The sequence below is a fragment of the Devosia sp. J2-20 genome (assembly GCF_055808475.1).
In genome coordinates this window covers 1,862,074-1,884,392 of the sequence record NZ_CM147870.1, presented here as the reverse complement: position 1 = coordinate 1,884,392, position 22,319 = coordinate 1,862,074, and the positions used below count along the sequence as shown (strand labels likewise).

At 58.9% G+C, this 22,319-nt stretch carries 20 protein-coding genes; 9 read left to right on the top strand and 11 right to left on the bottom strand.

All coding sequences use genetic code 11. From position 1 onward, the window contains the following. Positions 1 to 738: 738 nt before the first annotated feature. The 7 genes from AC0L37_RS09190 to AC0L37_RS09160 all read right to left on the bottom strand — a co-directional run bounded on the left by AC0L37_RS09190 (position 739) and on the right by AC0L37_RS09160 (position 8,869). Positions 739 to 2,892, bottom strand: a complete 2,154-nt coding sequence (locus AC0L37_RS09190; RefSeq protein WP_282221346.1) for a GumC family protein — start codon at positions 2,890 to 2,892, stop codon at positions 739 to 741. Between the two features lie 119 nt (positions 2,893 to 3,011). After that, positions 3,012 to 3,782, bottom strand: coding sequence for a metallophosphoesterase family protein (locus AC0L37_RS09185; protein WP_282221347.1), 771 nt, complete (start codon positions 3,780 to 3,782; stop codon positions 3,012 to 3,014). A 9-nt stretch (positions 3,783 to 3,791) separates the two neighbouring features. Further along, positions 3,792 to 5,189, bottom strand: a complete 1,398-nt coding sequence (locus AC0L37_RS09180; protein WP_282221348.1) for an O-antigen ligase family protein — start codon at positions 5,187 to 5,189, stop codon at positions 3,792 to 3,794. After that, positions 5,186 to 5,857: a hypothetical protein gene (locus tag AC0L37_RS09175; RefSeq protein WP_212658069.1), complete on the bottom strand. Its 672-nt coding sequence runs from the start codon at positions 5,855 to 5,857 to the stop codon at positions 5,186 to 5,188. Before AC0L37_RS09175 ends, AC0L37_RS09180 begins: the two co-directional genes overlap by 4 nt. Before the next feature lie 117 nt (positions 5,858 to 5,974). Further along, positions 5,975 to 6,754, bottom strand: a complete 780-nt coding sequence (locus AC0L37_RS09170) for a sulfite exporter TauE/SafE family protein (protein ID WP_282221349.1) — start codon at positions 6,752 to 6,754, stop codon at positions 5,975 to 5,977. A gap of 136 nt (positions 6,755 to 6,890) precedes the next feature. Further along, entirely contained in the window at positions 6,891 to 8,216 is a 1,326-nt protein-coding gene (locus AC0L37_RS09165) for an ATP-binding protein (protein WP_282221350.1), read from the bottom strand. Next, on the bottom strand, positions 8,213 to 8,869 hold the full coding sequence (locus AC0L37_RS09160) for a response regulator transcription factor (protein WP_282221351.1): 657 nt from the start codon (positions 8,867 to 8,869) through the stop codon (positions 8,213 to 8,215). Before AC0L37_RS09160 ends, AC0L37_RS09165 begins: the two co-directional genes overlap by 4 nt. Positions 8,870 to 9,003: 134 nt before the next feature. Between AC0L37_RS09160 and AC0L37_RS09155 the strand changes: the two genes are divergently transcribed. From AC0L37_RS09155 to AC0L37_RS09140, 4 genes are read left to right on the top strand one after another with little or no spacing between them, the layout of a single operon-like run. Continuing rightward, the gene (locus AC0L37_RS09155) at positions 9,004 to 9,477 is read left to right on the top strand and encodes a DUF2271 domain-containing protein (RefSeq protein WP_282221352.1); all 474 of its coding nucleotides are present in this window, start codon (positions 9,004 to 9,006) and stop codon (positions 9,475 to 9,477) included. A 15-nt stretch (positions 9,478 to 9,492) separates the two neighbouring features. After that, entirely contained in the window at positions 9,493 to 10,971 is a 1,479-nt protein-coding gene (locus AC0L37_RS09150) for a PepSY domain-containing protein (RefSeq protein WP_282221353.1), read from the top strand. Beyond that, positions 10,901 to 11,683 (top strand): FAD-binding oxidoreductase, encoded by a 783-nt coding sequence (locus tag AC0L37_RS09145; RefSeq protein ID WP_473315267.1) that lies wholly within the window; start codon positions 10,901 to 10,903, stop codon positions 11,681 to 11,683. The genes AC0L37_RS09150 and AC0L37_RS09145 overlap by 71 nt, the downstream gene beginning before the upstream one ends. Then, complete coding sequence (locus AC0L37_RS09140) at positions 11,664 to 12,644, top strand: FAD:protein FMN transferase (protein WP_473315265.1); 981 nt, start codon at positions 11,664 to 11,666, stop codon at positions 12,642 to 12,644. The genes AC0L37_RS09145 and AC0L37_RS09140 overlap by 20 nt, the downstream gene beginning before the upstream one ends. A 62-nt stretch (positions 12,645 to 12,706) precedes the next feature. On the opposite strand, the gene AC0L37_RS09135 is transcribed toward AC0L37_RS09140, so the two are convergent. From AC0L37_RS09135 to araD, 3 genes are read right to left on the bottom strand one after another with little or no spacing between them, the layout of a single operon-like run. Then, positions 12,707 to 13,417: a ribonuclease activity regulator RraA gene (locus tag AC0L37_RS09135; protein ID WP_282221356.1), complete on the bottom strand. Its 711-nt coding sequence runs from the start codon at positions 13,415 to 13,417 to the stop codon at positions 12,707 to 12,709. Positions 13,418 to 13,430: 13 nt separating this feature from the next. Further along, positions 13,431 to 14,330 (bottom strand): dihydrodipicolinate synthase family protein, encoded by a 900-nt coding sequence (locus AC0L37_RS09130; protein ID WP_282221357.1) that lies wholly within the window; start codon positions 14,328 to 14,330, stop codon positions 13,431 to 13,433. A 15-nt stretch (positions 14,331 to 14,345) separates the two neighbouring features. Beyond that, entirely contained in the window at positions 14,346 to 16,088 is a 1,743-nt protein-coding gene (gene araD / locus AC0L37_RS09125; protein ID WP_212658062.1) for an L-arabinonate dehydratase, read from the bottom strand. A 234-nt stretch (positions 16,089 to 16,322) separates the two neighbouring features. Here araD and AC0L37_RS09120 point away from each other — a divergent pair, with 234 nt between their 5' ends. From AC0L37_RS09120 to AC0L37_RS09100, 5 genes are all read left to right on the top strand, one after another. Beyond that, positions 16,323 to 17,369 carry a type 2 periplasmic-binding domain-containing protein gene (locus AC0L37_RS09120; RefSeq protein WP_282221358.1) on the top strand — a complete coding sequence of 349 codons (1,047 nt, stop codon included), beginning with the start codon at positions 16,323 to 16,325 and terminating at the stop codon, positions 17,367 to 17,369. 69 nt (positions 17,370 to 17,438) lie between these two features. Next, positions 17,439 to 17,858, top strand: coding sequence for a tripartite tricarboxylate transporter TctB family protein (locus tag AC0L37_RS09115; protein WP_282221359.1), 420 nt, complete (start codon positions 17,439 to 17,441; stop codon positions 17,856 to 17,858). 18 nt (positions 17,859 to 17,876) lie between these two features. Continuing rightward, a complete protein-coding gene (locus AC0L37_RS09110) occupies positions 17,877 to 19,367 on the top strand; it encodes a tripartite tricarboxylate transporter permease (RefSeq protein WP_212658059.1) in 1,491 nt (496 codons plus the stop codon). A 107-nt stretch (positions 19,368 to 19,474) separates the two neighbouring features. Further along, positions 19,475 to 20,452 carry a LacI family DNA-binding transcriptional regulator gene (locus tag AC0L37_RS09105; RefSeq protein ID WP_282221360.1) on the top strand — a complete coding sequence of 326 codons (978 nt, stop codon included), beginning with the start codon at positions 19,475 to 19,477 and terminating at the stop codon, positions 20,450 to 20,452. 28 nt (positions 20,453 to 20,480) lie between these two features. Further along, complete coding sequence (locus AC0L37_RS09100) at positions 20,481 to 20,861, top strand: GFA family protein (RefSeq protein WP_269368439.1); 381 nt, start codon at positions 20,481 to 20,483, stop codon at positions 20,859 to 20,861. Between the two features lie 352 nt (positions 20,862 to 21,213). Here AC0L37_RS09100 and AC0L37_RS09095 read toward each other — a convergent pair whose 3' ends face one another. After that, positions 21,214 to 22,230: a LacI family DNA-binding transcriptional regulator gene (locus AC0L37_RS09095; protein WP_282221361.1), complete on the bottom strand. Its 1,017-nt coding sequence runs from the start codon at positions 22,228 to 22,230 to the stop codon at positions 21,214 to 21,216. Between the last annotated feature and the right edge of the window lie 89 nt (positions 22,231 to 22,319).

Sequence of the window (22,319 nt, the reverse complement as noted above, 5' to 3'; positions counted from 1 at the left end):
CGCCATCAAAGCCGGCAGAACGGGGCAGCAGACTTGGCTGAGCGAACCAGCCAGGGCAGCGTAGAAGGACACCAGCGCGCGATAGACTCTGAAAAAATGGTGACACGATACGATATCGATCAGACAGCAGCCCGTAACCTCCTTCTCAGGGTTCGGCTACTAAAGCCAAAGCTGCGTCGACAGGCGCTGTAGCTGGATCCGGACTGCAGCAGTGACTTCGGCAACCTATCCAGATGGCCGGATGCTGCGATAGACCGTTGACCATCAGAACACGGGCAGCGAGATTTCGACAGGAAGCGCTTTCCTCTCAAAGAGCAAGAAAGCTTGGCTGGCCCAGCATACGCTTACCAGCCGCATCCAAGGGCATGGCGATGCCAATAGCAACCGGCGCTGGCCAATGCCGCCACGACTGGGATCTGGGCAAGGACGGAGCACGTCCCGCCCATCAAAAGAACCCATTCTGCCGTTCATCCGCACAATTGGCATCACGCGGGCCGAAGCGAAACTCACCCTGACCAATCTAGCCACAACTTCGAGCGCCTCGTTTTCCAAGAAATGTCCGCCGCTACGGCATGAGTCTCCCCGATATCAGTCCGCGAACCTATCGGGCACCGCTGACCGTCATATGCAGCACCAAACCCACCCAAACACAGGACTCACCATGCCAACGTCACAATGGCGGCGTACGTACCCAGTATTGCGGGTCTCTAGTTGGCCAGAAGCTAGGGCAACGCGTCGTTAGTATGCGGCAGTGTAATACTGCCCGTATTTTTGCTTGTAGCTGGATCTGGATTCATTTTGCTGATTAAGCACAGCTACAATTTCCGTCTCCGGGTTTTTTGAAGCGCGCAAGCTTTCGATCGCTCTCTTTGCGTCTGTCTGGGAAGTCGCAGCCCATCGCGCCACAAAGACAATGACGTCAGCAAATGGGGCGATATAAAGCCCATCCACTACCGGACCAACTGGTGGGGTGTCGATGATCACGACATCAAATGTTTTGCGTGCGGCCTCAATCAATCGTCCGAATGTGACGCCCGCCAGCAATTGGTCGGTCGGCAGCTGGTTCTGCCGGTCGCCCAGGATCACGTTAAGGCTTGGCAGTAGCGGGTCAGTGGCCATAATTTCTTTGATGACTTGATTGTCTTCGTCCGATGAGCCCAAAAACTCCTGTAAGCCTTTTGATGGGCTAAGATTTAGATGGCGATGGAGACTGGGCTTGCGAAGGTCGCAGTCAATCAAAAGTGTGCTTTGTCCGGTGAGGCTATAGGAGCGAGCCAAGGCCAGTGCCACTGTGCTTTTGCCGTCATTCGGCGCCGCTGAGCTGACCATGACCACCTGACATTTGGCGTGTTTGGATTGAGTGCCGTTGCGGATGCCCAGTGCTCGCGCACCAGGTTTGTCAAGTGTGAGCCGAATTCGCCTGATCGATTCAGCGTAGATGGAAAGTGGCTTGTCAATCAGCAGATCTGCATAGCTCTGATTGTCACCCTTGTTGTTCTGAAGCGGCACTGCTGATGCAAATCGGGTTTTAAGGACTGCTTCGATTTGCTCTTCGCTTGTAAAGCCACCAATCAAGTTTTCATACAAGAAGGCCAAGGCGACACCGAGGCCCAGACCGAACAGACCAGCCAAGACAATAATCAGCCTGCGATTGGGGAACGCAGGCGATTGGGGTGAGAGAGCAGGGGACACAATACGGCTGTCTGCAACTTGGAGATTGGCTTGGGTGTCCAGATCTTGAACACGAGACAGCAACGTTTGGTACTGGGCGCGAGCTATTTCGGAGCTTTGCTGCAAACTATAGATTTCAGTCAATACGTCTGCAGACAGATTTGTCCTAAGCACCTGACTTCGCAGGTCTTGGCGAAGAGATTCTTCTCGTTGCTCAGAAAGCGATACAGTGCTTTGCAGGTTATCTACCTGAGAGCGTGCTTCATTTAGGAGGCTTTCGTTGATCTGAGCGAGTTGGTTGCGCAAGTCAGCAGCGGCGGGCGAATCTGAATCTGCATTAGCTAATGTAGCGCTAAGCTGTTCGCGTTGGGCTTGCAGACTGGATAGTGCATCAGACTGCAGTGTTGCGACCAGAGTTTGGAAATCCTCTTGTTCAAGGCTTGCCCGAGCAGCAGCGGCCAACGCAGAGTCGTTCTGCCGAGCTGCAGACAACGCTTCAATTTCGCGTTGAATCTGGGCGAGATTTGCGGACCCACTCTCTTTGCTGATCCGATCAATATTGCCTTCGATGAAACCGTCGAACGAGCTCTCGGAATCCACGATTGCCGCGCGGGCTTGATTCACCCTGGCGTTCAAGATGTCTCGAGATGCTAAGACGCTACCGATCTTAGAGTTCAGCTGCTCCGAGATATACGCATCGGCCAGAGCGTTAGCGAGGCGCGCGGAAGTCTCGGGATTTGTAGACTTTGCCTGCACTGAGATCAGGTATGTCAGTCCACGCCGCTGCACTTGCACTGCGTTGCGAAGTTTGGATAGCGTGCCATTGAGAGCATCTTCCCCTGTTGGCAGCTGCTGATCTGAAAGACGCAAGAAAGCCATTAGGCGCTCACGCCAGCCCAGAGAGGGACCAAATTCACTGTCAGCGACAAGCTGCTGAGATGAAACTACACGCAAAAGAATACTGTCCGAACGCAGTATTTCCACTTCACTGTCTATACGTGCGCTATCTGCACCGGCGCTGGAGAATTCGGATTGAGGGTCCAGTAGATTTTTACCACTTGGATCAACAAGAATAAGTGCCGAAGCGGAAAACACAGGCGTCAACGCAAACGCGCCAATGACTGCTGCTGCAACCACTGCGACCAGAGTGACAAGGATCAGGCGAAGCTGACGACGAAGCACGCCCAGCAAGCCGCGAAGGTCGATCTCAGATTCTTCCATTCACTTAGGTCCCAACTTCTTAGACGCGATTTCGGCGGACATTACACACCCTGTAGATTGGAATGGTTTAAACGCCAAGTGCCATGCACAAACACAGTTACACGCCCAATCCTAACCCATCAGGTACGTATAAATCGGATGGGTTCGGTAGGGGTTAACTTTGCAGCGGTAAGAACGCCAGTTGCGAAAGCACCAGTATCTACGCAGATGCGGCCTGGCTCAACAACGGGGTCAGCCCCTGGAGTGTGCCCATGCACAACTGTGCGCCCTTCGACCGCCGGGGCAGTCAGAAATTGCTCACGGATCCAGAGTGCGTCATCTTCAGATTGCTGATGTACGGGAACACCAGGCCGAAGACCAGCATGCACAAATACTGTCCCGGGAACCGACAACGTAAGAGGCAGTGTGCGCATGAGCTCGACATGTTCAGTGGGAATATGACTTGCAAGAAGGCTCTGTCGGTCTTTTTTAGAACGGGCCATTAATGCGTTGGCATCAATACCATATGAAGCGAGTGTTTCAGTGCCCCCGAACTGCAGCCAACGGCTCTTGGGAGCGGGATTGTCGAGAAACTCCAGCATCATAATTTCGTGGTTTCCTGCCAAAGTTATCTTTCGAACGTCAGAGGGTAGGGGCGATAGCAGTTCATCCAACACGCCAGCTGAATTGGGTCCACGGTCGACATAGTCCCCCAGATACACAAGCCATTTTTCACCTGGAATATCGGCACAGTCCGCCAAAATACGTTTATGCAGAAGATGCAGCAGCGCAAGGCAACCATGCACATCACCAATAGCGTAGATAGCGCTCGGTAATGTTGGGGCAGAAAGATGTTGACGAGGCGGACAATGTGGCTTCGTCCCAAAAATAGACTGCAAAAAACCGTGCACTTGGGCCTGCTATTTGGTCACTTTAAGATTGACGGTAGATGCGGTTCCCGCTGCCAGAAGGGCCAAAAAAACGAATGTATTGGCCGGGATTTCCAGGCTGAAATCAACCAACGAATGAATAGCCCCGATAGCTATGACGCCCAATGCAATTGCCTGTGTTTCCAGGTTTCCACGCCTGCGAATTACTGCCGTAATTATCTTTATGGCAATCGCGCCGATCGCAATGATTGGGAGCGAGCCAAATATCAGACCAGCTTCTACCCATAGGGCCAAATAGGAATTGTGGGCCATGGACCACACCACATCCGAGCTGACTGGAGCCTGATGAACAATAGGGAAGGCAAGTTCAAAGGTGCCCCCGCCATAGCCCCAAAAAGGTCTTTCGCGCACCATCTCCAAAATTTGCCAATATAGGTCTGATCTGACGTCTGCACTGGATTCCAAACCGCCAAGTCGCTCTACTACCCGCGAGCCATAGAACACAAATGCCAGGACGACGATTGCCAGAGCGGTTGGAATGGCAAGCGCAAGATGCGCCAGACGCTTGGACCGCCGCACCGCTATCGTTGCGCTGATGGCTCCCCCAATGATCGTTACAAACAAGCCCATGCGTGAGCCAGTCGACAGCACGACCGTTACCAAAAAGAGATAGGCCAGACCGTACATTATTAAATTGCTGCGCACATTGCGCGGTCGGCCATCATTGACGTGATGCAAAGATGCATCTGCGATCAATTTCCCTATTCGTGCAGCCGCGAGCGCGCCGCCCATTGCCAGGAACGTCGCAAAGGAATTGCGGTTGACGAATGTGCTGGTGGCATAGCCCTGATAGGCCCACTTTTCGAGCCCCAGGATTGTGTCACCTGACTGAAGGCTGACCAGGCCAAAAACCCCGTAGGCAACCGTGATCACCAAGAGCACATCAAACATCAGGCTTCGCCGTGTTTCGTTGGCACACGCCTGCAAGACAAGGACAAAAAATAGCCCGTAAGTTAGTTGCCGGACCAACATAAGGGACGTTGCATCCGGCGCGACGCTGATGGTGGATAGGGGCACAGACACCCCATCTCTTAATTGTAGCGGAACAAGGTCAAGCGGCAGGATTTGGACAACCAGCCACAAACAAAAAATACCCATGAGCAACACCTGTAGTCCAAATCGCTCAAAGCCGATCCTTAGGCCTTGCCGAATTGCGACCACGCCGATTGTGTAAATCAGCGCCCATGTTCCGATAATAAAGGCCAAAAGTCCCCAAAAGAAGCCCCTCGCACTTCCGAAGGGAATTGGAGCAAGCGCCACAACACCAAGCATGACCCAAAAAGTCACTTCGTTAAGCCGGCTCAATCGCGTAGTCGCCCGCTCGCCTTTTTCTGTGGCATTGGCAGAACTGATTTCGATCTGGCTCATCTGCCGCGCCCACTTGCATTGGCATACCGCCGAACATTGTTGACAAACCTGGTCTGGTTCTGTGCGGGCATGGTCTCAACGATCTGCGTAATGCGCTCTCGGAATTCGGGATTAGATACATAGCGTTGAGCAATTGTGCGAACGCCGCGATTACTAAGCACTAACATATGTAAGTCGGCATCGTTGGCGGCCATCATCGCATCATTTAGCCGAGAAAAATTGTCTTCGGCCAATGCAACACGTAGTTCACCGATCCATTGCTCAGTTGCCCCTACTCGCCATGACATCTCAAGACGCTTGTTAAAACCATCCCAATCCAGAAGCTCTGCGCTGGCCAGCGCACCAACATACCAGCCATACGCATTGCTGGGCGCACGCTCTACAATGTCGTCAGCCATCGATCGGCATTTAGGTGCAATCTGCGCCCGTTCTTCAGGGGAGCGATAGCGCATGGCCAACGATCGCAGCGCTTTTAGCGTGTTGGCGCAATCGAGTAGTGCCTGATTTTTACTGGCGATGGATAAGCCCTGCAAAGAGTGTGCATCCTGCATTGAGACCACTCGTTCAAGCGATGAAAACCCCAGCCCCATGGGCTGAACTTCTCGATACATGGCCCATGCGCCGCCAATGGCCGTCGAGATGCATACAGCAGAGACGGCCAAGAACATCGCGCTCTTTGCGACAAAGTGTTGAATTCTTCGAGCTCCCGTAGAAATGCCAAAACAGCACTCCCTAGCTTACAGCATGAAAAGTAAAGCGCGCCAACGGTATCGTTCACAACAGAGCTAACTGAAAAGGAGTTTGCACCCAACCACCGCCAAGACGGTACTCAATGTCCATCTTATGACGAGGTCAGGAATTTTGTGCGCAAAATGACTGGCGATCAGAATGCCTGGGATTGACCCCACCAATAGGGAGACCAGCATCGACCAATCGACATTGCCAATTGCCCAGTGTCCAATACCTGCCACCAGGGTCAGAGGGACCGCGTGAGCGATATCAGTGGCGACGATGCGCAAGATTGGCATTCGTGGGTAGATTATCATCAGCACCGCTACCCCGATAGCGCCCGCACCAATTGAAGCAATTGAGACCAGCACGCCAATCACGAAGCCAAATATTATGGTGCTGAAAACTCGCTCATGTCGGGGTCGGGCTTTGCCGCTTTGTCCAACAGAGAGTAGTCGGTCGCGAAAGAGAATAGTCGCCGCGGTGATCAAAAGCATGATGCCGAGAACTGTCGAGAGCCAGCGCGCTCGCCCCTCCATATCCAAGTCACTTGAAGAAAGTGCCCAAACACTGACCAAGGCCCCAGGGATACTGCCCAAGGCCAATAATGCGAGCACACCCCAATCTATGGATCTGCGTAACCCATGAATGGTCGATCCGGCAGTCTTGGTTGCGGCCGCAAACAACAGATCTGTGCCGATGGCTGTCGTTGGATGAACGCCAAACAACAGGATGAGCAAGGGCGTCATCAATGAGCCGCCGCCAACACCGGTCACCCCAACTATTGACCCAACCACAAAGCCAGCGAGTGAATATAACGGGTCAATAATTGGCATTGCCTATCATTTCTAAGCCTGACCAATTTGCGAACCATTATTTACCAGCACATTCGGAAAATCGCAAAAACAGAGCCGCTTTCAGGAAATTCCGCTGCTGCAAAGACTGTAGTTTCTGGTCGGGTCGGCATCCCGCTCAGACGCGGTTTTGCTGGTCAAACCGAATGCGGGCCTCAAAGCCATCTACCGCACCGATCGCCGGTGAAGCCAATGAAAGAGAGCCGCCGGTCTGCTCGATGACCGAGCAGACAATCGACAGCCCGATACCTGCCCCTGACGCTGCTGTGTGCCCACGTGTGAACGGTCGTCCCAGACTGGACAGCGTCTCGGGGGCGACAACCGGTCCCGCGTTGATGACACTGATCGTGCCATCTTTGGCGACGATAACGCTGATCTCGCTGTCCGGTGTGCCATGACGCACGGCGTTGTCGATCATATTGCGCAGCACCAACGCGAAGGCATCGGCATTGACCAAGCCAGTGGGGTCGGCACCAGGAGCAACTTCCAGCGAAAGCGGCGTGCCCATGGCCTGGAAGTCCCGGGTGATCAACGTGATAATCGGCAGCAGCGATACATGGATATCGCTGCGGGCGAAGCCCGCCTCAAGCCGCGCAAATTGCAGCAGCCGCTCCGCTAGCGAACTCAAACGGCGCAGCGCCCGCTCGATCTCAGCCGTCCGAAGGGCAGCGGGATGGTCGCGCAACTCCTGGGCCAGGACCTGGGTTTGCGCCAGGGCTCCGGCGATCGGCGTGCGCAATTCATGGGCGCTGCTTGCTGCAAATGCCCGTTCCGCGTCGAGCGCCTTTTGCAGTCTGTGCAGCAGGTTTGCAGTTTCAGCCACGATCGGCGCCAGCTCGGGCGGATAGCTATCGGGATCGAGGGGTTCGAGATTGTGCCGGCCACGCTCGGAAAGATCGCGGCGCAACCGCTCTAGCGGGGTCAGTGCCAGACGTAGCGCAAACCAGACACCCAATATGACCAGCGGCAGCAGCCCCGCTAGCGGGACAATCAGACCAAAGGTGCCGTCCATCAGCGCTTCACTGCGTTCGCTCTCACCTTCCAGCACCACAATGCCAACGCCGGAACGGCGGTCGGCATTTGCATAGATGCGACCCGCTCTTGTGTCGAAATAGCCATGTTCGCCCACGGGCGGAAGGATGTCATCGGGCAGATCGCCATCATTGAGCACGATTGCGCCTGCGCGGTTGCGGATGATGTAGCTGAAGTCGCCGCCATCCTCGTCCACCGCTTCCACGGGACGTCGGCGTTCCCCGGGCTCGCGCAGATCGTGCAGGGCTAGCGGCAACAAGCGATCTGCGGATTCACGCAGCGCGTAGTCGTAAGCCTCATTGACCGCATGGTGCATGACCGTCGCCGAGATTGCAGCAGCGCCCAGCCACAGCAGCCCCGTCATCAGGGACAGCCCAATCGCCAATTGCCAGGTCAGAGAGCGCCGCTTCATACCGACACCTGATAGCCCAGCCCACGAATGGTCTGAACCAGATCACGCCCGAGCTTCTTGCGAAGGCGGCTTACATAGACTTCCACGGCATTGCTTTCGATTTCTGCGCCGAAGGCATAGAGCGATTCCTCAATCTCTGCCTTGCTCACAATGGCGCCAGGGCGACTGACCAAACGTTCCAGCACCGCCCATTCGCGCGCGCTCAGGGCCACACTCTCTCCCCGCACCAGTACCACGCGCCGTGCCTGATCGATTTCAACATCACCCAGAACCAGTTGCGTCGCAGTCTGTCCACCGTAGCGCCGAGCAACAGCGGCAATGCGTGCCATCATCTCACTGAGGTCGAACGGCTTGACCAGATAGTCGTCAGCCCCCGAATTAAGCCCCTCAATCCGCACGGCGATCTGATCCTGCGCCGTGGTGATGATGACCGGCAACAGGTCGCCGCCGCGCCGCAAGCGCCGAAGCAGGTCAAGCCCCCGCCCATCGGGCAGGTTGAGATCGAGCAGCATCAATTCATAGCTGACGGTATCGAGAGCTGATTGCGCATCATCGAGCCGCTGCACCCAGTCCACGCCGTGACCGCCAGACGTCAGGTGGTCGCGAATGGCCGCACCTAGCACGTGGTCGTCTTCAACTAACAATATGCGCATGTCTGCCCCGAGCTTGGTCGCCACATCAATACCCCAAACCTTACACGGGGCTGAACGCGGGCGGACTATGGCTTCAGTCTGGCGTCAGCTTGGCATGGCATTTGGTGTGCAGTCACTCAACACAGGCCAATGCCATGAAGAGATTTCTCGCCATCCTCCTGCTCGGCACCGCACTCGTCGCGCCTGTGGCGGCCTATGCTCGCGACGTCACCATTCAGGGACAGATGAGCAGTTATCGCGGGCCCGAGGCCTATTTGGCCGTATATCTGGCAAAGCCCGATGGCAGCTATGACGCCACCCTCTACGTGGCCGGGCGCAAGTCCAGATACTATCGTGATCTCAGCGGTTGGGCGCGCCTCGCTGCGCGGGACGCAACACTGAGCCTGGATGGCATCACCGGTGCCAGCATCGGCAGCGGCAAAAGCTTTTCCATCAATCTGTCCCTGGCCGATGCGTTGATCGACGCCGGGTACACCATCCATATCGACAGCGCGGTGGAACATCAGGGATCAGCCGCCGACGATGTGGTGCTCGCCCTCGATAGCGGTCAGTCCGGCAATGCCCTGTCCGGCCAGGGCTTCATTGGCTCTGCAAGCGTCAACATGTAGCGCGAGGTTTTTGCCATGCTCCGCCGTCTCCACTCCATTCCCGGGCTGCTCGCCGCACTGGTGGTCAGTTTCATGGCCACCACGGGTGCAGTCCTGTCGCTGCAGCCTCTGGTCGAGCGCGTCTTCGCGCCGGCGGGAAACGAGATGAGTGTCGCCACGCTCGTTGATCGTGTATTGGCGCATCACCCCCAGACCGAGAGCGTCGTTCGCTCAGCGTCGGGTGCAGTGACAGCCTATGTAGCCAATCTTGGCATTGGTATCGATCCCGTTACCGGTGCAAGTATGGGCCCGGTCGAGCACTCGGCACTTTTCACTTTCTTCACAGAGCTGCATCGTTCGCTGTTTCTGGGCGATGGCGGTCGTGTGGTTGCCGGTGTGGCTGCGGTCGCCATGGTCATTCTGGCTACCAGCGGCATAGCGCTGCTGATCAACCGCATGGGTGGCTGGAAGCAACTCTTCGCAACCGCTCGCGGCACGCTCTCGCAGCGTTTACACGTCGAACTGGTGCGCCTGACCGTCATCTGCCTGCTACTATCGGCAATGACTGGCGTCTACTTGACATTGGTCACGTTCGGCATAGTCAGCGACGGCGGGCAAGGCTTCGGATTTCCGCCCTACGGCAGCGGCGAGATGCCAGCCCCAATTGCCAGCCTTTCCGCTTTGCAGGCTGTACCGATCAGCGACCTGCGCTCGATAATTTTGCCAATGGCAGATGACACCCAGGATGTGTTCACAGTGACCACCAGCGCTGGCACGGGTTACGTGGATCAGGCCAGCGGCGCACTGCTAGACTTCACCCCCAATGCACCGATGCAGACGCTTTACGAGGCAATCTATACGCTGCACACGGGGCAGGGGTATTGGTGGCTCGGTGTGCTGCTTGGCCTAGCCAGCCTGGCCGTGCCGGTACTGATGATCACAGGCACGCTGATCTGGCTGCGCCGCCGCACCAGCATGCCACGCATGCCCGGCGACGCTGGATGGCGCAAGGCCGACACGGTGATCCTGGTGGGCAGCGAGAGCAATACCACCTGGTCATTTGCCGCCACCCTGCGGACAGCACTGGCAAAGAACGGGCATGCCGTGCATGTGGCGCCCATGAACGGCCTGCGCGTGTCCTATCCCAGCGCTAGCCGGGTACTGGTGCTTGCCGCCACTTATGGCAATGGCACAGCCCCGGCCAATGCCAGTCGGTTCATTGAGCGGCTCGCCAGTTTGCAAGGCACCGGTATCGGCTACGCCGTATTGGGCTTTGGTGATCGAAAGTTCAGGCACTTTTGCGCCTATGCCGAGACGGTGGAGCATGCCATGGCGGCGCGCGGGCTCAAGCCGCTCACGGGCTTTGAACCCATTGACCGCCAGTCTGCTCAGGCCTTTGGCCAATGGTCGCAGACTGGGCGCCGCCATGGGGGAGACGCTGGAGTTGCTGCATCAGCCGACCCAACCGAAAACCCAGTCCTACAAACTGATCGAACGGCACGACTACGGCATTGAGGTTCAGGCCCCCACGGTCTTGCTGCGCTTCGCGATTCCTGCGGCATCGAGTTGGACGCAGGCCCTCAAAAGCCGCCTTGGACTGGATGGCTTTTTCGCTGGCGATCTGGCCGGGATCATGCCGCCCACGGACCCGATCCCGCGCTATTATTCCATCGCCTCGCGCTCTGCCGATGGCATTCTGGAAATCTGCGTGCGCAAGCTGCAGGGCGGGGTGTGCTCAGACTACCTGTTTGGATTGCGCCCCGGCGATAGTGTTGAGGCGTTTGTCCGCCCAAATCCGGATTTCCGCCCGGATACCGGACGCCAACCCTTGATCCTGATCGGTGCAGGCGCCGGCGTGGCGCCGCTAGTTGGTTTCGTTAGAGCAAATAGTCGCCACCGGCCGGTTTATCTGTTCTCTGGCGGGCGCGACCCGTCCTCTGATTTCCTCTATCGCGAGGAACTGCAAGCGCAATTGGACGCCGGCCGTCTGACTTGTCTATTTGCGGTATTCTCCCGCGTAATGGGCGGGCGATACGTCCAGCATCGCCTGCTGGATGAGGCCGAGCAGTTGCGTAGTCTGGTGCGGCAAGGCGCACGCTTCATGGTGTGTGGCAGCGCAGCCATGGGGGACGGCGTACGTGCCTCGCTCGACAATGTGCTCGCGCCCCTCGACCTAAGCGTGGAGCGTCTGCAAAGTGCGGGTCGATATGCCGAAGATGTCTATTAGCATGAATGCGGCTACTGCAACGCAACCCCGAGTGGCGCTGAACGGGCCAGCTATGGGAACGCGGTGGTCTGCCATCGCCTATCCACCTAGTGGCGTAGAACCGGCAGCGCTGCAGGCAGCCCTGGCTGCAGCCTGTGATCTTGTTGATACCCAGATGTCGACCTGGAAACCACGCTCCGATCTGATGCGCCTCAACGCTGCGCCTGTCGGACACTGGCATGCGATCCCTGACGCTCTGGCCAATGTTCTGGCGCTTGGTGAGGGCGTACGCCAGCAATCAGCCGGACGCTTCGATATGGCCGTGCTGGACGCTACCAATGCCTGGGGCTTCGGTCCCTCGGGGGAGACGGGCGACCAAACCAGAATTGGCAACCCGCGCTTCAAATCGCAGCTCGAACTCGACATGCGAGGCCTGCGCGCCCGGCGCCTCGCGCCGGTCAGCTTTGATCTTTCCGGCATCGCCAAGGGCTTTGCGGTGGATCTGATGGCGCGGTGCATGGAAGACCATGGCGTAGCCAACTATCTGGTTTCGATAGATGGTGAACTGCAGGCCGGCGGTTATCGCGGCGATGGGCAACCCTGGTCCATCGCGTTGGAGGCCCCGGTGGCCAATAAACGGGAGATCGTCTCCCGCATATTGCTGCACAATGGATCGCTGGCCACCTCGGGCAATTACCGGCATCGTCGCCTCGTGGCGGGGCGCTGGCTCAGTCACACCATTGATCCAGGCAAAGGACAGCCAGTCGAAAACGGTTTGCTGTCGGTTACCGTTCGTGCCCCCGATTGCGTCCTCGCCGATGCCTGGGCCACGGCCCTGATGGTAGCCGGCGAGACCGATGCTCCACGGCTCTGCGCCGCCAATGCCTTGGACGCTATATTGATAACCGCCAGCGCCGATGGCTTCGCGACCCAGGGCCTTGGCGCCTTCGCGCCAGCGAGCCGTGTTTCCGCATCAATATAGAGAAAGCAGACGTCGCTTCTGCATATGCAACTGACCGGGGGCGACCCCGATGTCGCTACGCCTCAGCGCTTCACGCGCTTGCGCCAGATGGCGAACTCTTCGGCGAAATGTTCCTGCGTCCGGGGATAGAGACCAATGATCGGCGTGCCATTCTTGACCTTTTCGACGACAAAGTCCTCGTAGGCAGTCATCTCGACAGCCTCATCAGCGACTTCCTCGGCAATGGCCTGGGGGATGACGATCACGGAATCGTCGTCGCCGACGACGATATCGCCGGGAAACACAGCAACGTCGCCGCATCCGATGGGGATATTGAGGTCCAGTGCTTCATGCAGCGTCAGGTTTGTCGGACTCGATGGGCGATTGTGATAGGCCGCGATGTCCAACTCACCAATAGTCGCCGCATCGCGGAAACCGCCATCGGTGACCACCCCGGCAACGCCGCGCACCATCATGCGCGTGACCAGGATATCGCCGGCGGAGGCAGCGCGGGGATCCTTGCGGCTGTCCATCACCAGCACATGGCCGGCAGGACAGGTCTCGACGGCGACACGCTGCGGATGCTCGGGATTGCGGAATTCGACCAACTGATTGCGATCTTCGCGGGCCGGAATATAGCGTAGCGTAAAGGCGGGGCCGACCATATTGCGCCGCTTGCGCTGCACAGGGTGCACGTCCTGAATGACCTGGTTGCGCAGGCCGCGCTTGTACAGGGCTGTGGCCAGCGTCGCCACGGATATGGTCGCGAGCTTGTCGCGCAGTGTCTCATCCATCTTGCAGGTATCCTTAGGTCAGCTTGTTCTGGGCAATAAAGGCGTCGAGCTGGGTTTGCTGCGCATTGGTTAGCGGCCAGGCCGAGGGTGGGCGTGTTGGTCCGCAGTCGCGTCCCAGTGCCAACAGAGCTGCCTTGACCCCGGTCACATTGGTGCCGTTCATTTCCTGCGCGCGAATATCCTCGAAGGCTTTCATGCCAGCGATAAGTTCATTGGCCAGTCCGTAATCCCCGGCCTCAAGCGCAGCATGAATGGCGAGTGAGCGTTCAGGCCAGACATTGATCAGTCCAGAGGTAAAGCCGCGTGCACCAACAGCGTACAGCGCTGGTGCCCAGACCTCGGCAAGTCCGCCAACCCAGACGATGGAGGGGTCGCACGCTGCCTTGGCCTCGGCCAGTTTGAGCGGATTTGGGGTGGCCCATTTGACGCCTTTGACGCCCGGTATGGCGCAAAGCTCGGTGATCGCCTTGGTCCCAATGGCGTCGTTGCGCAGATAGAGCATCATCGGCAGGCCACCCGACGCGTCGGCTATCCCCTTGAGATAATCCACGGTACCGCGGGGCGCGACAAAGGGATCCGGTGGCTGGTGTACCATCAGAGCTGCTGCGCCCGCCTGTGCGGACACTTTTGCCAGCGCCATGGCATCCCGAATGCCGCGTCCGATCCCTGCCAGCAGCGGCGCCCGCCCGTCAACCAACTCAGCAACTTCGCGCACCATGACCGAGGCTTCATCGGTTGTCAGGGCATAGAACTCGCCCGTATTGCCGTTGACCACCGGCATATGCAGGCCTGCGCCCAGCGCACGATCAAGAATTGGGGCCAGCCGGGCAGGGGCCACCTCACCCGCGGCGTCATAGGGGGTGACGAGAATGCCGGAAATGCCGGTCAGGGCCTGGTCGAGAGTCAACGTCATGATATGGACCTTGTTCTAGTAGATGTCGGGTTCGCCGGCAGCAGCGCCGAAATCGCGTTCAAGAAAATCGAAGTCACAGCCCTTGTCGGCCTGCGTGACATGCTTGGAGTACATCCAGCCCCAACCCCGTTCAAACAGCGGCGCGGGTGGCGTCCAGGCGGCGCGGCGGCGCTCAAGTTCATCCTCGGCCACCAGCATATCCAGCCGTCGATTGACCAGATCCAAGCGGATCATGTCGCCCGTCTTGAGCAGTGCGAGCGGGCCCCCAACAAAGGATTCCGGTGCCACATGCAGCACGCACGCGCCGTAGGAGGTGCCCGACATACGCGCATCCGATATCCGCAACATATCGCGGAACCCCTTTTTGATCAGGGCCTTGGGGATCGGCAGCATGCCCCATTCGGGCATTCCCGGACCACCCTGTGGCCCGGCATTGCGCAACACCATGACGTGGTCTGGGGTGATGTCGAGCGTTTCGTCATCCACCGCCTTCTTCATCTCCGGATAGCTGTCAAAAACCAGCGCGGGGCCTTCGTGCTGGTAGTATTTCGGGTCGCATGCGGCGGGTTTGATCACCGCGCCATCGGGGCACAGATTGCCGCGCAGCACCGCCAGCGAGCCTTCGTGATATACGGGGTTGGAGAGCGGACGAATGACGTCGTCATTATAGACCTCGGCGCCTTCGAGATTTTCGCCCAGCGTCTTGCCGTTCACTGTCAGACACGCGGTGTCGAGCCTATCCTGGATCTGCTTCATCAAGGCCAGCAGCCCACCAGCGAAGTAGAAGTCCTCCATCAGATAGTCCTTGCCCGATGGACGGACATTGGCCAGCAGCGGTGTCACCCGGCCCAGCGCGTCAAGATCGTCCAGACCCAGAGCAACACCAGCGCGGCGCGCCATCGCAATCAGATGCACCACCGCATTGGTGGAGCACCCTGTAGCCATGGCGACGATGGCGGCATTGCGCAGGGCGGCGTCGGTGACAATCTTGTCCGGGGTCAGATCTTCCCAGACCATGTCAACGATCCGGCGACCGCAACTGGCCGACATGCGCGAATGGGCCGAATCCACCGCAGGAATCGACGAGGCTCCGGGCAGCGTGATCCCCATTGCGTCGGTAATCGCCGTCATCGTTGAGGCTGTGCCCATCGTCATGCAAACGCCCGCTGAACGAGCGATGCCGCCCTGCAGGCCACGCCACTGCTCGTCGCTGACATTGCCGGCACGACGCTCGTCCCAGTATTTCCACGCGTCTGAGCCCGAGCCCAGAACAGTGCCGGCATAATGCCCGCGCAGCATCGGGCCCGCTGGCAGATAGATCATGGGCACGCCAGCGGTGATTGCACCCATTACCAATCCCGGGGTGGTCTTGTCACAACCACCCATCAGCACCACACCGTCCAGCGGGTGCGAGCGGATCATTTCCTCGGTCTCCATGGCCAGCAGATTGCGGTAAAGCATGGAGGTGGGTTTGGTGAAGCTCTCATCGACCGACAGGGTAGGCAGTTCCACGGCAAAGCCACCGGCCTGCGCAATGCCGCGCTTGACGTCCACGACCCGCTGCGGAAAGTGGCTGTGGCAGGAATTGAGCTCGGACCAGGTGTTGAGAATGCCGATCACCGGCTTTCCGGCAAAATCTTCCTCGGAAAACCCCAGCTGCATCAAGCGTGAACGGTGTCCAAAGCTGCGCAGGTCGTCGGGCGCGAGCCAGCGCGCTGAGCGCAGCGATGCCGCGTCTTTGCGGGTACCTTCGGTCATGACGTTCCTCCAATTCAATGCCGCAGATGTATGCGCATGCATCTGATAGTGTCAACACGTTCGCGAGTGAGTTTGAGCATTACGTTCCAATCGCATGTTGTGCGGTTGACAAGGGCCGAAAGAATGATGCATCAGAATGAATGCGCATACATTACGTATGTGGATCGATGTGGCCGGACGGGGAGAAGGTCCGCCACTTTCGCGAACGCCGCTAAGCGGCAATGGGAGGACACTATGACACTGAACCGCAGAACACTTCTGGCGGCCTTGGGCACCGTGGCGCTGGCCGCTTCACCGCTAACCGCTTCGGCCCAGGACTTGCCCCGCAATATCCGCATGGTCATTGGCTCCACCTCAACGGGCGGCGACACCTATCAGAACTCGGCAATTGTGGCCGAAGCGCTGGCTGAACACCTAGGCGTCAACATCAAGGTTGATCCGGTAGGCACCAGTGAAGGGCTCAAGGCCCTTGACCGCGATAGCCGTGGCACAACCATCATGCTGCACCATGACCAGATCTATCTGTCCCACGTCTATGGCGTCCCGGGTAATGATGATCCATTCGCCAATTACGTGATTGGGCCGACCGTCGCGATCAATCCCGGCAATGCCTTCCTCGTGCCGGCCAATTCGCCATACCAGACCATGGAAGACATTCTGGCCGCTGCTGAAGCGGGCACGCCCGTACGCGTTGCCATTCAGCCCGGCGGTGTCTCGGAAATCGGCTTCACGGCGATGCAGAACGCCGCCCGGGTCAACGCCCCGGGCTCAGAAGCCAATGTCGTAGCAGTCAATACTGGCTCACAGGCCGACAAGAACCAGGCCATGTGGGATGGGCTGGCCGATGTGATCAATGGCTCGATCCAGGCCAATGAGCAGTTCACCCAATTGCCCGCCGACGATGCCAAGGCGATGCGCTTTGTCTGGATCACCGCACGCCCCGCGACGCTTGAGCAGGCCCCCGAGGCCGGTATGGGCGACACGACGCGCGACGACTTCATGCAGTTCGCCAGCCCGGCCACCAGCGTGACGCTCGATGGCAGCGAGGACTTCGCCTTCGATAAGGAGTTCTTCCTGCTCTACAACAAGGACATGGATCCGGCCCTGATGGACACCATCGACGCCGCTCTGGCTGAAATCTATGCGGAAGGCTCGATCCAGCAGAAGCAGGCCGCGGCTTTCTTCATCCCGAACTTCCAGGCCCGTGAAGCGGCCCTGGCTCATCTCAGCGCCAAGCGCGATCGCATCAGTGGTATTGTCGATCAGCTCAAGGCTGAATAGCGCCCATTACCTTGCCTCGGCCGTTCGCGGCCGGGGCGCAGTTCCGTTTACCAGAGATGGACCACCACAATGGGTGAACTGACCCGCGTCACGGTCGATTTTCCGACCTCCCACATGATCTTTCCCACGCTGATCGGGATCATCCTGGTGATCCTGGGCCTGGCCATTCTCGTCACGCAGCGGCGGGACATCCTGGCGTCAGGCACCATGTGGCGCGAAACGTTTGCGCAAATGGACAAGCTGCGGTTTTTCGGCACGCTGGGGCTGACCATCCTCTACTTCTCACTGATGGTGCCGGTCGGCGACTTCTGGCCCAATACCGGTCTGGGGTTCCTGCTGTGCTCGGTGCCGTTTCTGGCGCTGACCGGGCTGCTCTTCATGCAGCAGCGCACGCTGGCCAAATTCATTCCCGTCGCCATCGTCGCCATACTCGGCCCGGTGCTGGTGTGGTGGCTGTTTACCGAAATCTTCTACCTGACCCTGCCTTGAGCGCGGAGGATTGCGACCATGGAAGTCCTCGAATTCATCACCCCGCTCTTTGTTTCGCTGGCCGTTGGCGGCACGTTGGTGGGCATCATTTTCGGCGCCATTCCCGGCATGACCGCCACCATGGCGGTGGCAATCTGCCTGCCGCTCACCTATTCGCTGGGGCTCGAGAATGGCCTGGCGTTGCTGCTGGGGCTTTATGTCGGCGGTATCTCCGGCGGGCTGGTCCCGGCCGTCCTGCTGGGTATTCCCGGCACCCCCTCATCGATCACCACCTGTTTTGACGGCTACCCCATGGCCCAGCGCGGCGAGGGCGAGAAAGCCATGCGCATCGGCATCGTGGCGTCGCTGGTGGGCGGTCTGGTGTCGCTGGCCGCACTCTATTTCTTTGCGCCGGCCCTGGCCGATTTCGCCATCAAGTTTTCCTATGTCGAAAAATTCCTGATCATCCTGTTCGCCCTGACGGTGATGGCGGCGCTGTCGAGCAATATGCTGCTGGGCATTTTCTCGGGCTTTCTGGGCATCTTCGTCAGCCTGATCGGGGTCTATGACGTCACCGATGGTGGCAACGGCCATTTCCGCCTCATCCCGCCCGGGCTCGATTACTGGCTGGAAGGCGGCTTCTCGCTGCTGCCCGTGCTCATCGCACTGTTCGGTCTGGCGACCATTCTCAGCGAGGCCGAAAAGGGCATGCGCAAGGGCATGTCGCTCAGCGAGATAGAGGTGGGGGCCTCATCGCGCTTCTCCTTCTCTGTCTTCAAGGGCCAGATCGGCAATCTGCTGCGGTCCTCGGGCATCGGCACTTTTGTCGGCATCCTGCCCGGCGTGGGCGGCTCGGCGGCCTCCATTCTGGCTTATACGGCGGCCAAGACGACATCCCGGCACCCCGAGCGCTTCGGCAAGGGCGAGCCGGCCGGCATCATGGCATCCGAAGCCGGCAATAATGGGCTGACCGGCGGCGCACTGGTGCCGCTGCTATCGCTGGGCATCCCCGGCGATTCCACTACAGCCTTACTGATTGGCGCCTTCGCACTGCAGGGCATTCAGGTGGGCCCGCTTTTCATCGGCAATAATGGTCCCACCTGGGACGCCATGATTGTGGCCATGGTGATCGCCAACATTGCCATGTTCCTGATGATGTATTTTGCCATCCGCTGGTTTGCGCTGGTGGTGGCGGTCCCCAAACACATCCTGTTTCCGGTCATCCTGATGATGTGCGTGATCGGCGCCTACACCATCAATTACGGCATCATGTTCGATGTCTGGACGCTTCTGATCTTCGGGCTGTTTGGTTGGCTTGCCACCAAATTGCGGCTCGAGATCGCCCCCTTTATTATCGGCTTCATTCTGGGACCATCGGCCGAAATCTACTTCGTCAAAAGCCTCGAATCGTTCGGTGATTTGACCATCTTTTTCACCAAGAGCTGGATCGCCATGGTGCTCTGGGTGCTGATCGCTACCTCGATTGGCCTGTCCATCCTCATGGCGCGCCGGAACAGGGACACGATCTGAGGCCAAGCCCGCTTCCCGTTGCCGGTTTTGCAGGGTATTGAACTGACATGGGAATTCGCTCCAAGGACAGTTCAAACACCCGTCGCCCCTCAGGGGGTGGTGTCACCATGGCCGAAGTCGGCCGGTTGGCCGGCGTCTCACAGGTGACCGTGTCGCGCGCGCTTTCGGCGCCCGAAAAGGTCTCGCCCGAAACGCTGCAACGCATCCATGATGCGATCGAGCGCACCGGCTATGTGCCCAATGCGGTGGCCGGCGCCCTGGCGTCGAGCAAGAGCAATCTGATTGCGGCGCTGGTGCCCTCGGTGACCAATATTGTCTATTCGAGCATGCTCCACGCCTTCTCCAATATCATGTGGGGGCACGGCTATCAGATCATGCTGTCCGAAACCGGGTTTGATCTGGGCCGTGAGGAGCAGGCCATTGCCACCCATCTCTCGCGCCGGCCCGACGCCATTCTGCTGACCGGCAAGCACCACAGCGCCGGCGCGCGCCGCATGCTGCATAATGCGGGCATTCCGGTGGTCGAGGTCTGGGACATTTCCGATACGCCGATCGATTGCTGCGTCGGGTTTTCCCATGCCGAAGCCGGACTGGCCGCGGCCGACTACGCCGTTGATGCGGGCTATCTCAACGCGACCACCATCACTGCGGGCGATGAGCGCGCCGTACGCCGACGCGATGCCTTTGCCAGCCGCTTTGCCAAGCGGACCGGTACGAGTGTGGGCCGTGTCGAATACGATATTTCCGCCTCGCTTGGCCTTGGTCGCGATGCCCTGATCCAATTGCTGGAGCAGGGGCTGCCACCCCGCTCGGTGGTGTTCTGCAGTTCGGACCAGTTCGCCCAGGGCGTGCTGATCGAAGCCAATAAACGCGGGCTGAAAATCCCCGAAGATCTGGCCGTGATCGGGTTTGGCGATCAGGAGTTTGCCGCCAGCACCGAGCCGGGCCTGACCAGCATCCGCATTGATCGTCAGGTGCTGGGGCAGGTGGCTGCCAACGCCCTGGTCGATCGTTTCCGCTCGGCTGAGCCACTGCAGGCAGTGCACGATATCGGCTTTGAGATCGTCCGGCGCGGTTCAGCCTAGCCAAAACGCGTCACCAAGGGAGGCCTCTATGGATCAGCTCAGCGGTGGATGTCTGTGTGGCGCAGTGCGGCTGGTGGCGCGCGGCCAGCCGGACCGAGTGGGGCTTTGCCATTGCATGGACTGCCGCAAGCATCACGGCGCGCTGTTCTTTGCAGCCGCGATCTTTCCGGCCCACGCGGTGACCATCAGCGGCGAGACGCGGGACTATCAGGGCCGTCACTTCTGCCCCCAATGTGGCTCCTCGGTCTTCGCGCGCAGCGATGATGAGGTTGAGGTGCATCTGGGCGCGCTCGATGACCCCGAACAGTTCACGCCAGACTATGAACTGTGGACGGTCCGGCGCGCGCACTGGCTGCCCGAATTTGCCGGCACGCGGTGCTATGCCCGAAATCGGCAGGAGCCCCGATAGCAGGCATGACGATGCGCCGCCCGGCCGGATTGGCCTCGCGGGTACACGGGTAACGGGCGGCCGTTGACCCGGCCAGGAGTAGTGTGTGGTGGGGAGCCAAGGGCCGCCCGTCACGAACCGGTTTTGCGCGAGGGTCGGTTCAGCCTGCGTCGGTATTTCAGACGCGACTGCCGCTTGCCCCACTGGACAGGCGCCCCCATCCCCCGGACCTCCCACCCGATCCTGCGTTGGAACCGGTGACTGGTGGGAACGCGGACATGATGGCATGGAATTTCGGGGGCGGGGATAAGTTTGTGGGTTCGCTCCGGCACCCAGGACCATGAGCAACAGGCTTAGAGACGACCACTGTCAGTCACTGCCTCTGGCGACGTCCCATTCTATGGAGCGCGCGGCTGGGATTGGCGACACCCGCCGACTGGCGCTCAACAATGGCATTGGCAATCTGCAACCGGACCGGGGCAGGAGGCAATCGCCCGACAACCCGGTCATCAATCATCCGCACACTTGCGGTGCCGATGCTGTAGCCATGGACTTTCACGGTCGTCAGCGCTGGAGAAATCTGCTGGGCAGCGGAATTGTCACCAAAGCCTATTACCGAGACATCGTCGGGAATGTGGTAGCCAAGACGCAGCAGTTCGGAAATGACGGTCACCGCCAGTCCGTCATGCGCGCAGAAAAAGGCGGTGGGCACGGTTCCCTGCTCATGCAGCGCCGCGAGCACTTCAGAGAAGCGGTTCTCGGCATCGAACTTTAGGTTGGTGAACTCGACGTCACCATGTCGCTCGAACACTTCCCGGGCGCCATAGTGGCGCTCAACGCGGCCCCGATAGCCCGGGGTGCCCTGAACATAGGCCACCGAACGGTGCCCCAGTCCAAGCAGATACAGCGCCACTGCGGAGCCCGCTTCATGGTCCGTCGAGCAAACCTGGTCGACCTGTTCGAGCGCATCCAGCCAACCGGTACGGACCAGCGGCTTACCAACAGCGTAGGCCCGATCCAGACATTGGCGATCATGGGTGCCGACCAGGATGGCGCCGCTGCAACTGGCGATCAGCGTTTCCATCTCGGCGGGATCATGTGTCCAGCGCATGCTGGTACGGTAGCCCAGTCGGTGTGCCTCAGCCTGAACGCCGTTTTGAACCAGTAGATGCAGTTCGCTGTTGATCAGATCAGCATCGTGGAAGATCACGCCAATGGTCGGGGCTTCGCCCTTGGGCGTGGCCTTCTGATAGCCAAGCTCAGCGGCAATCTGCTCGACGCGCTTTCTGGTGTCCTCGCTAACGCCGGATTTTCCGGCAAGTGCCCGCGAAACAGCGAACTTGGACAGCCCGGACACCGCAGCAATTTTGGACAGCGTGATTTTGGCCATCGTCTGCTCCTCGCTCACCTATCAGCGACATAACGTTAGGTAGAATGGTTTATATGAAACCGCAATAGTTGGCACTAAAGGTGTGTTTA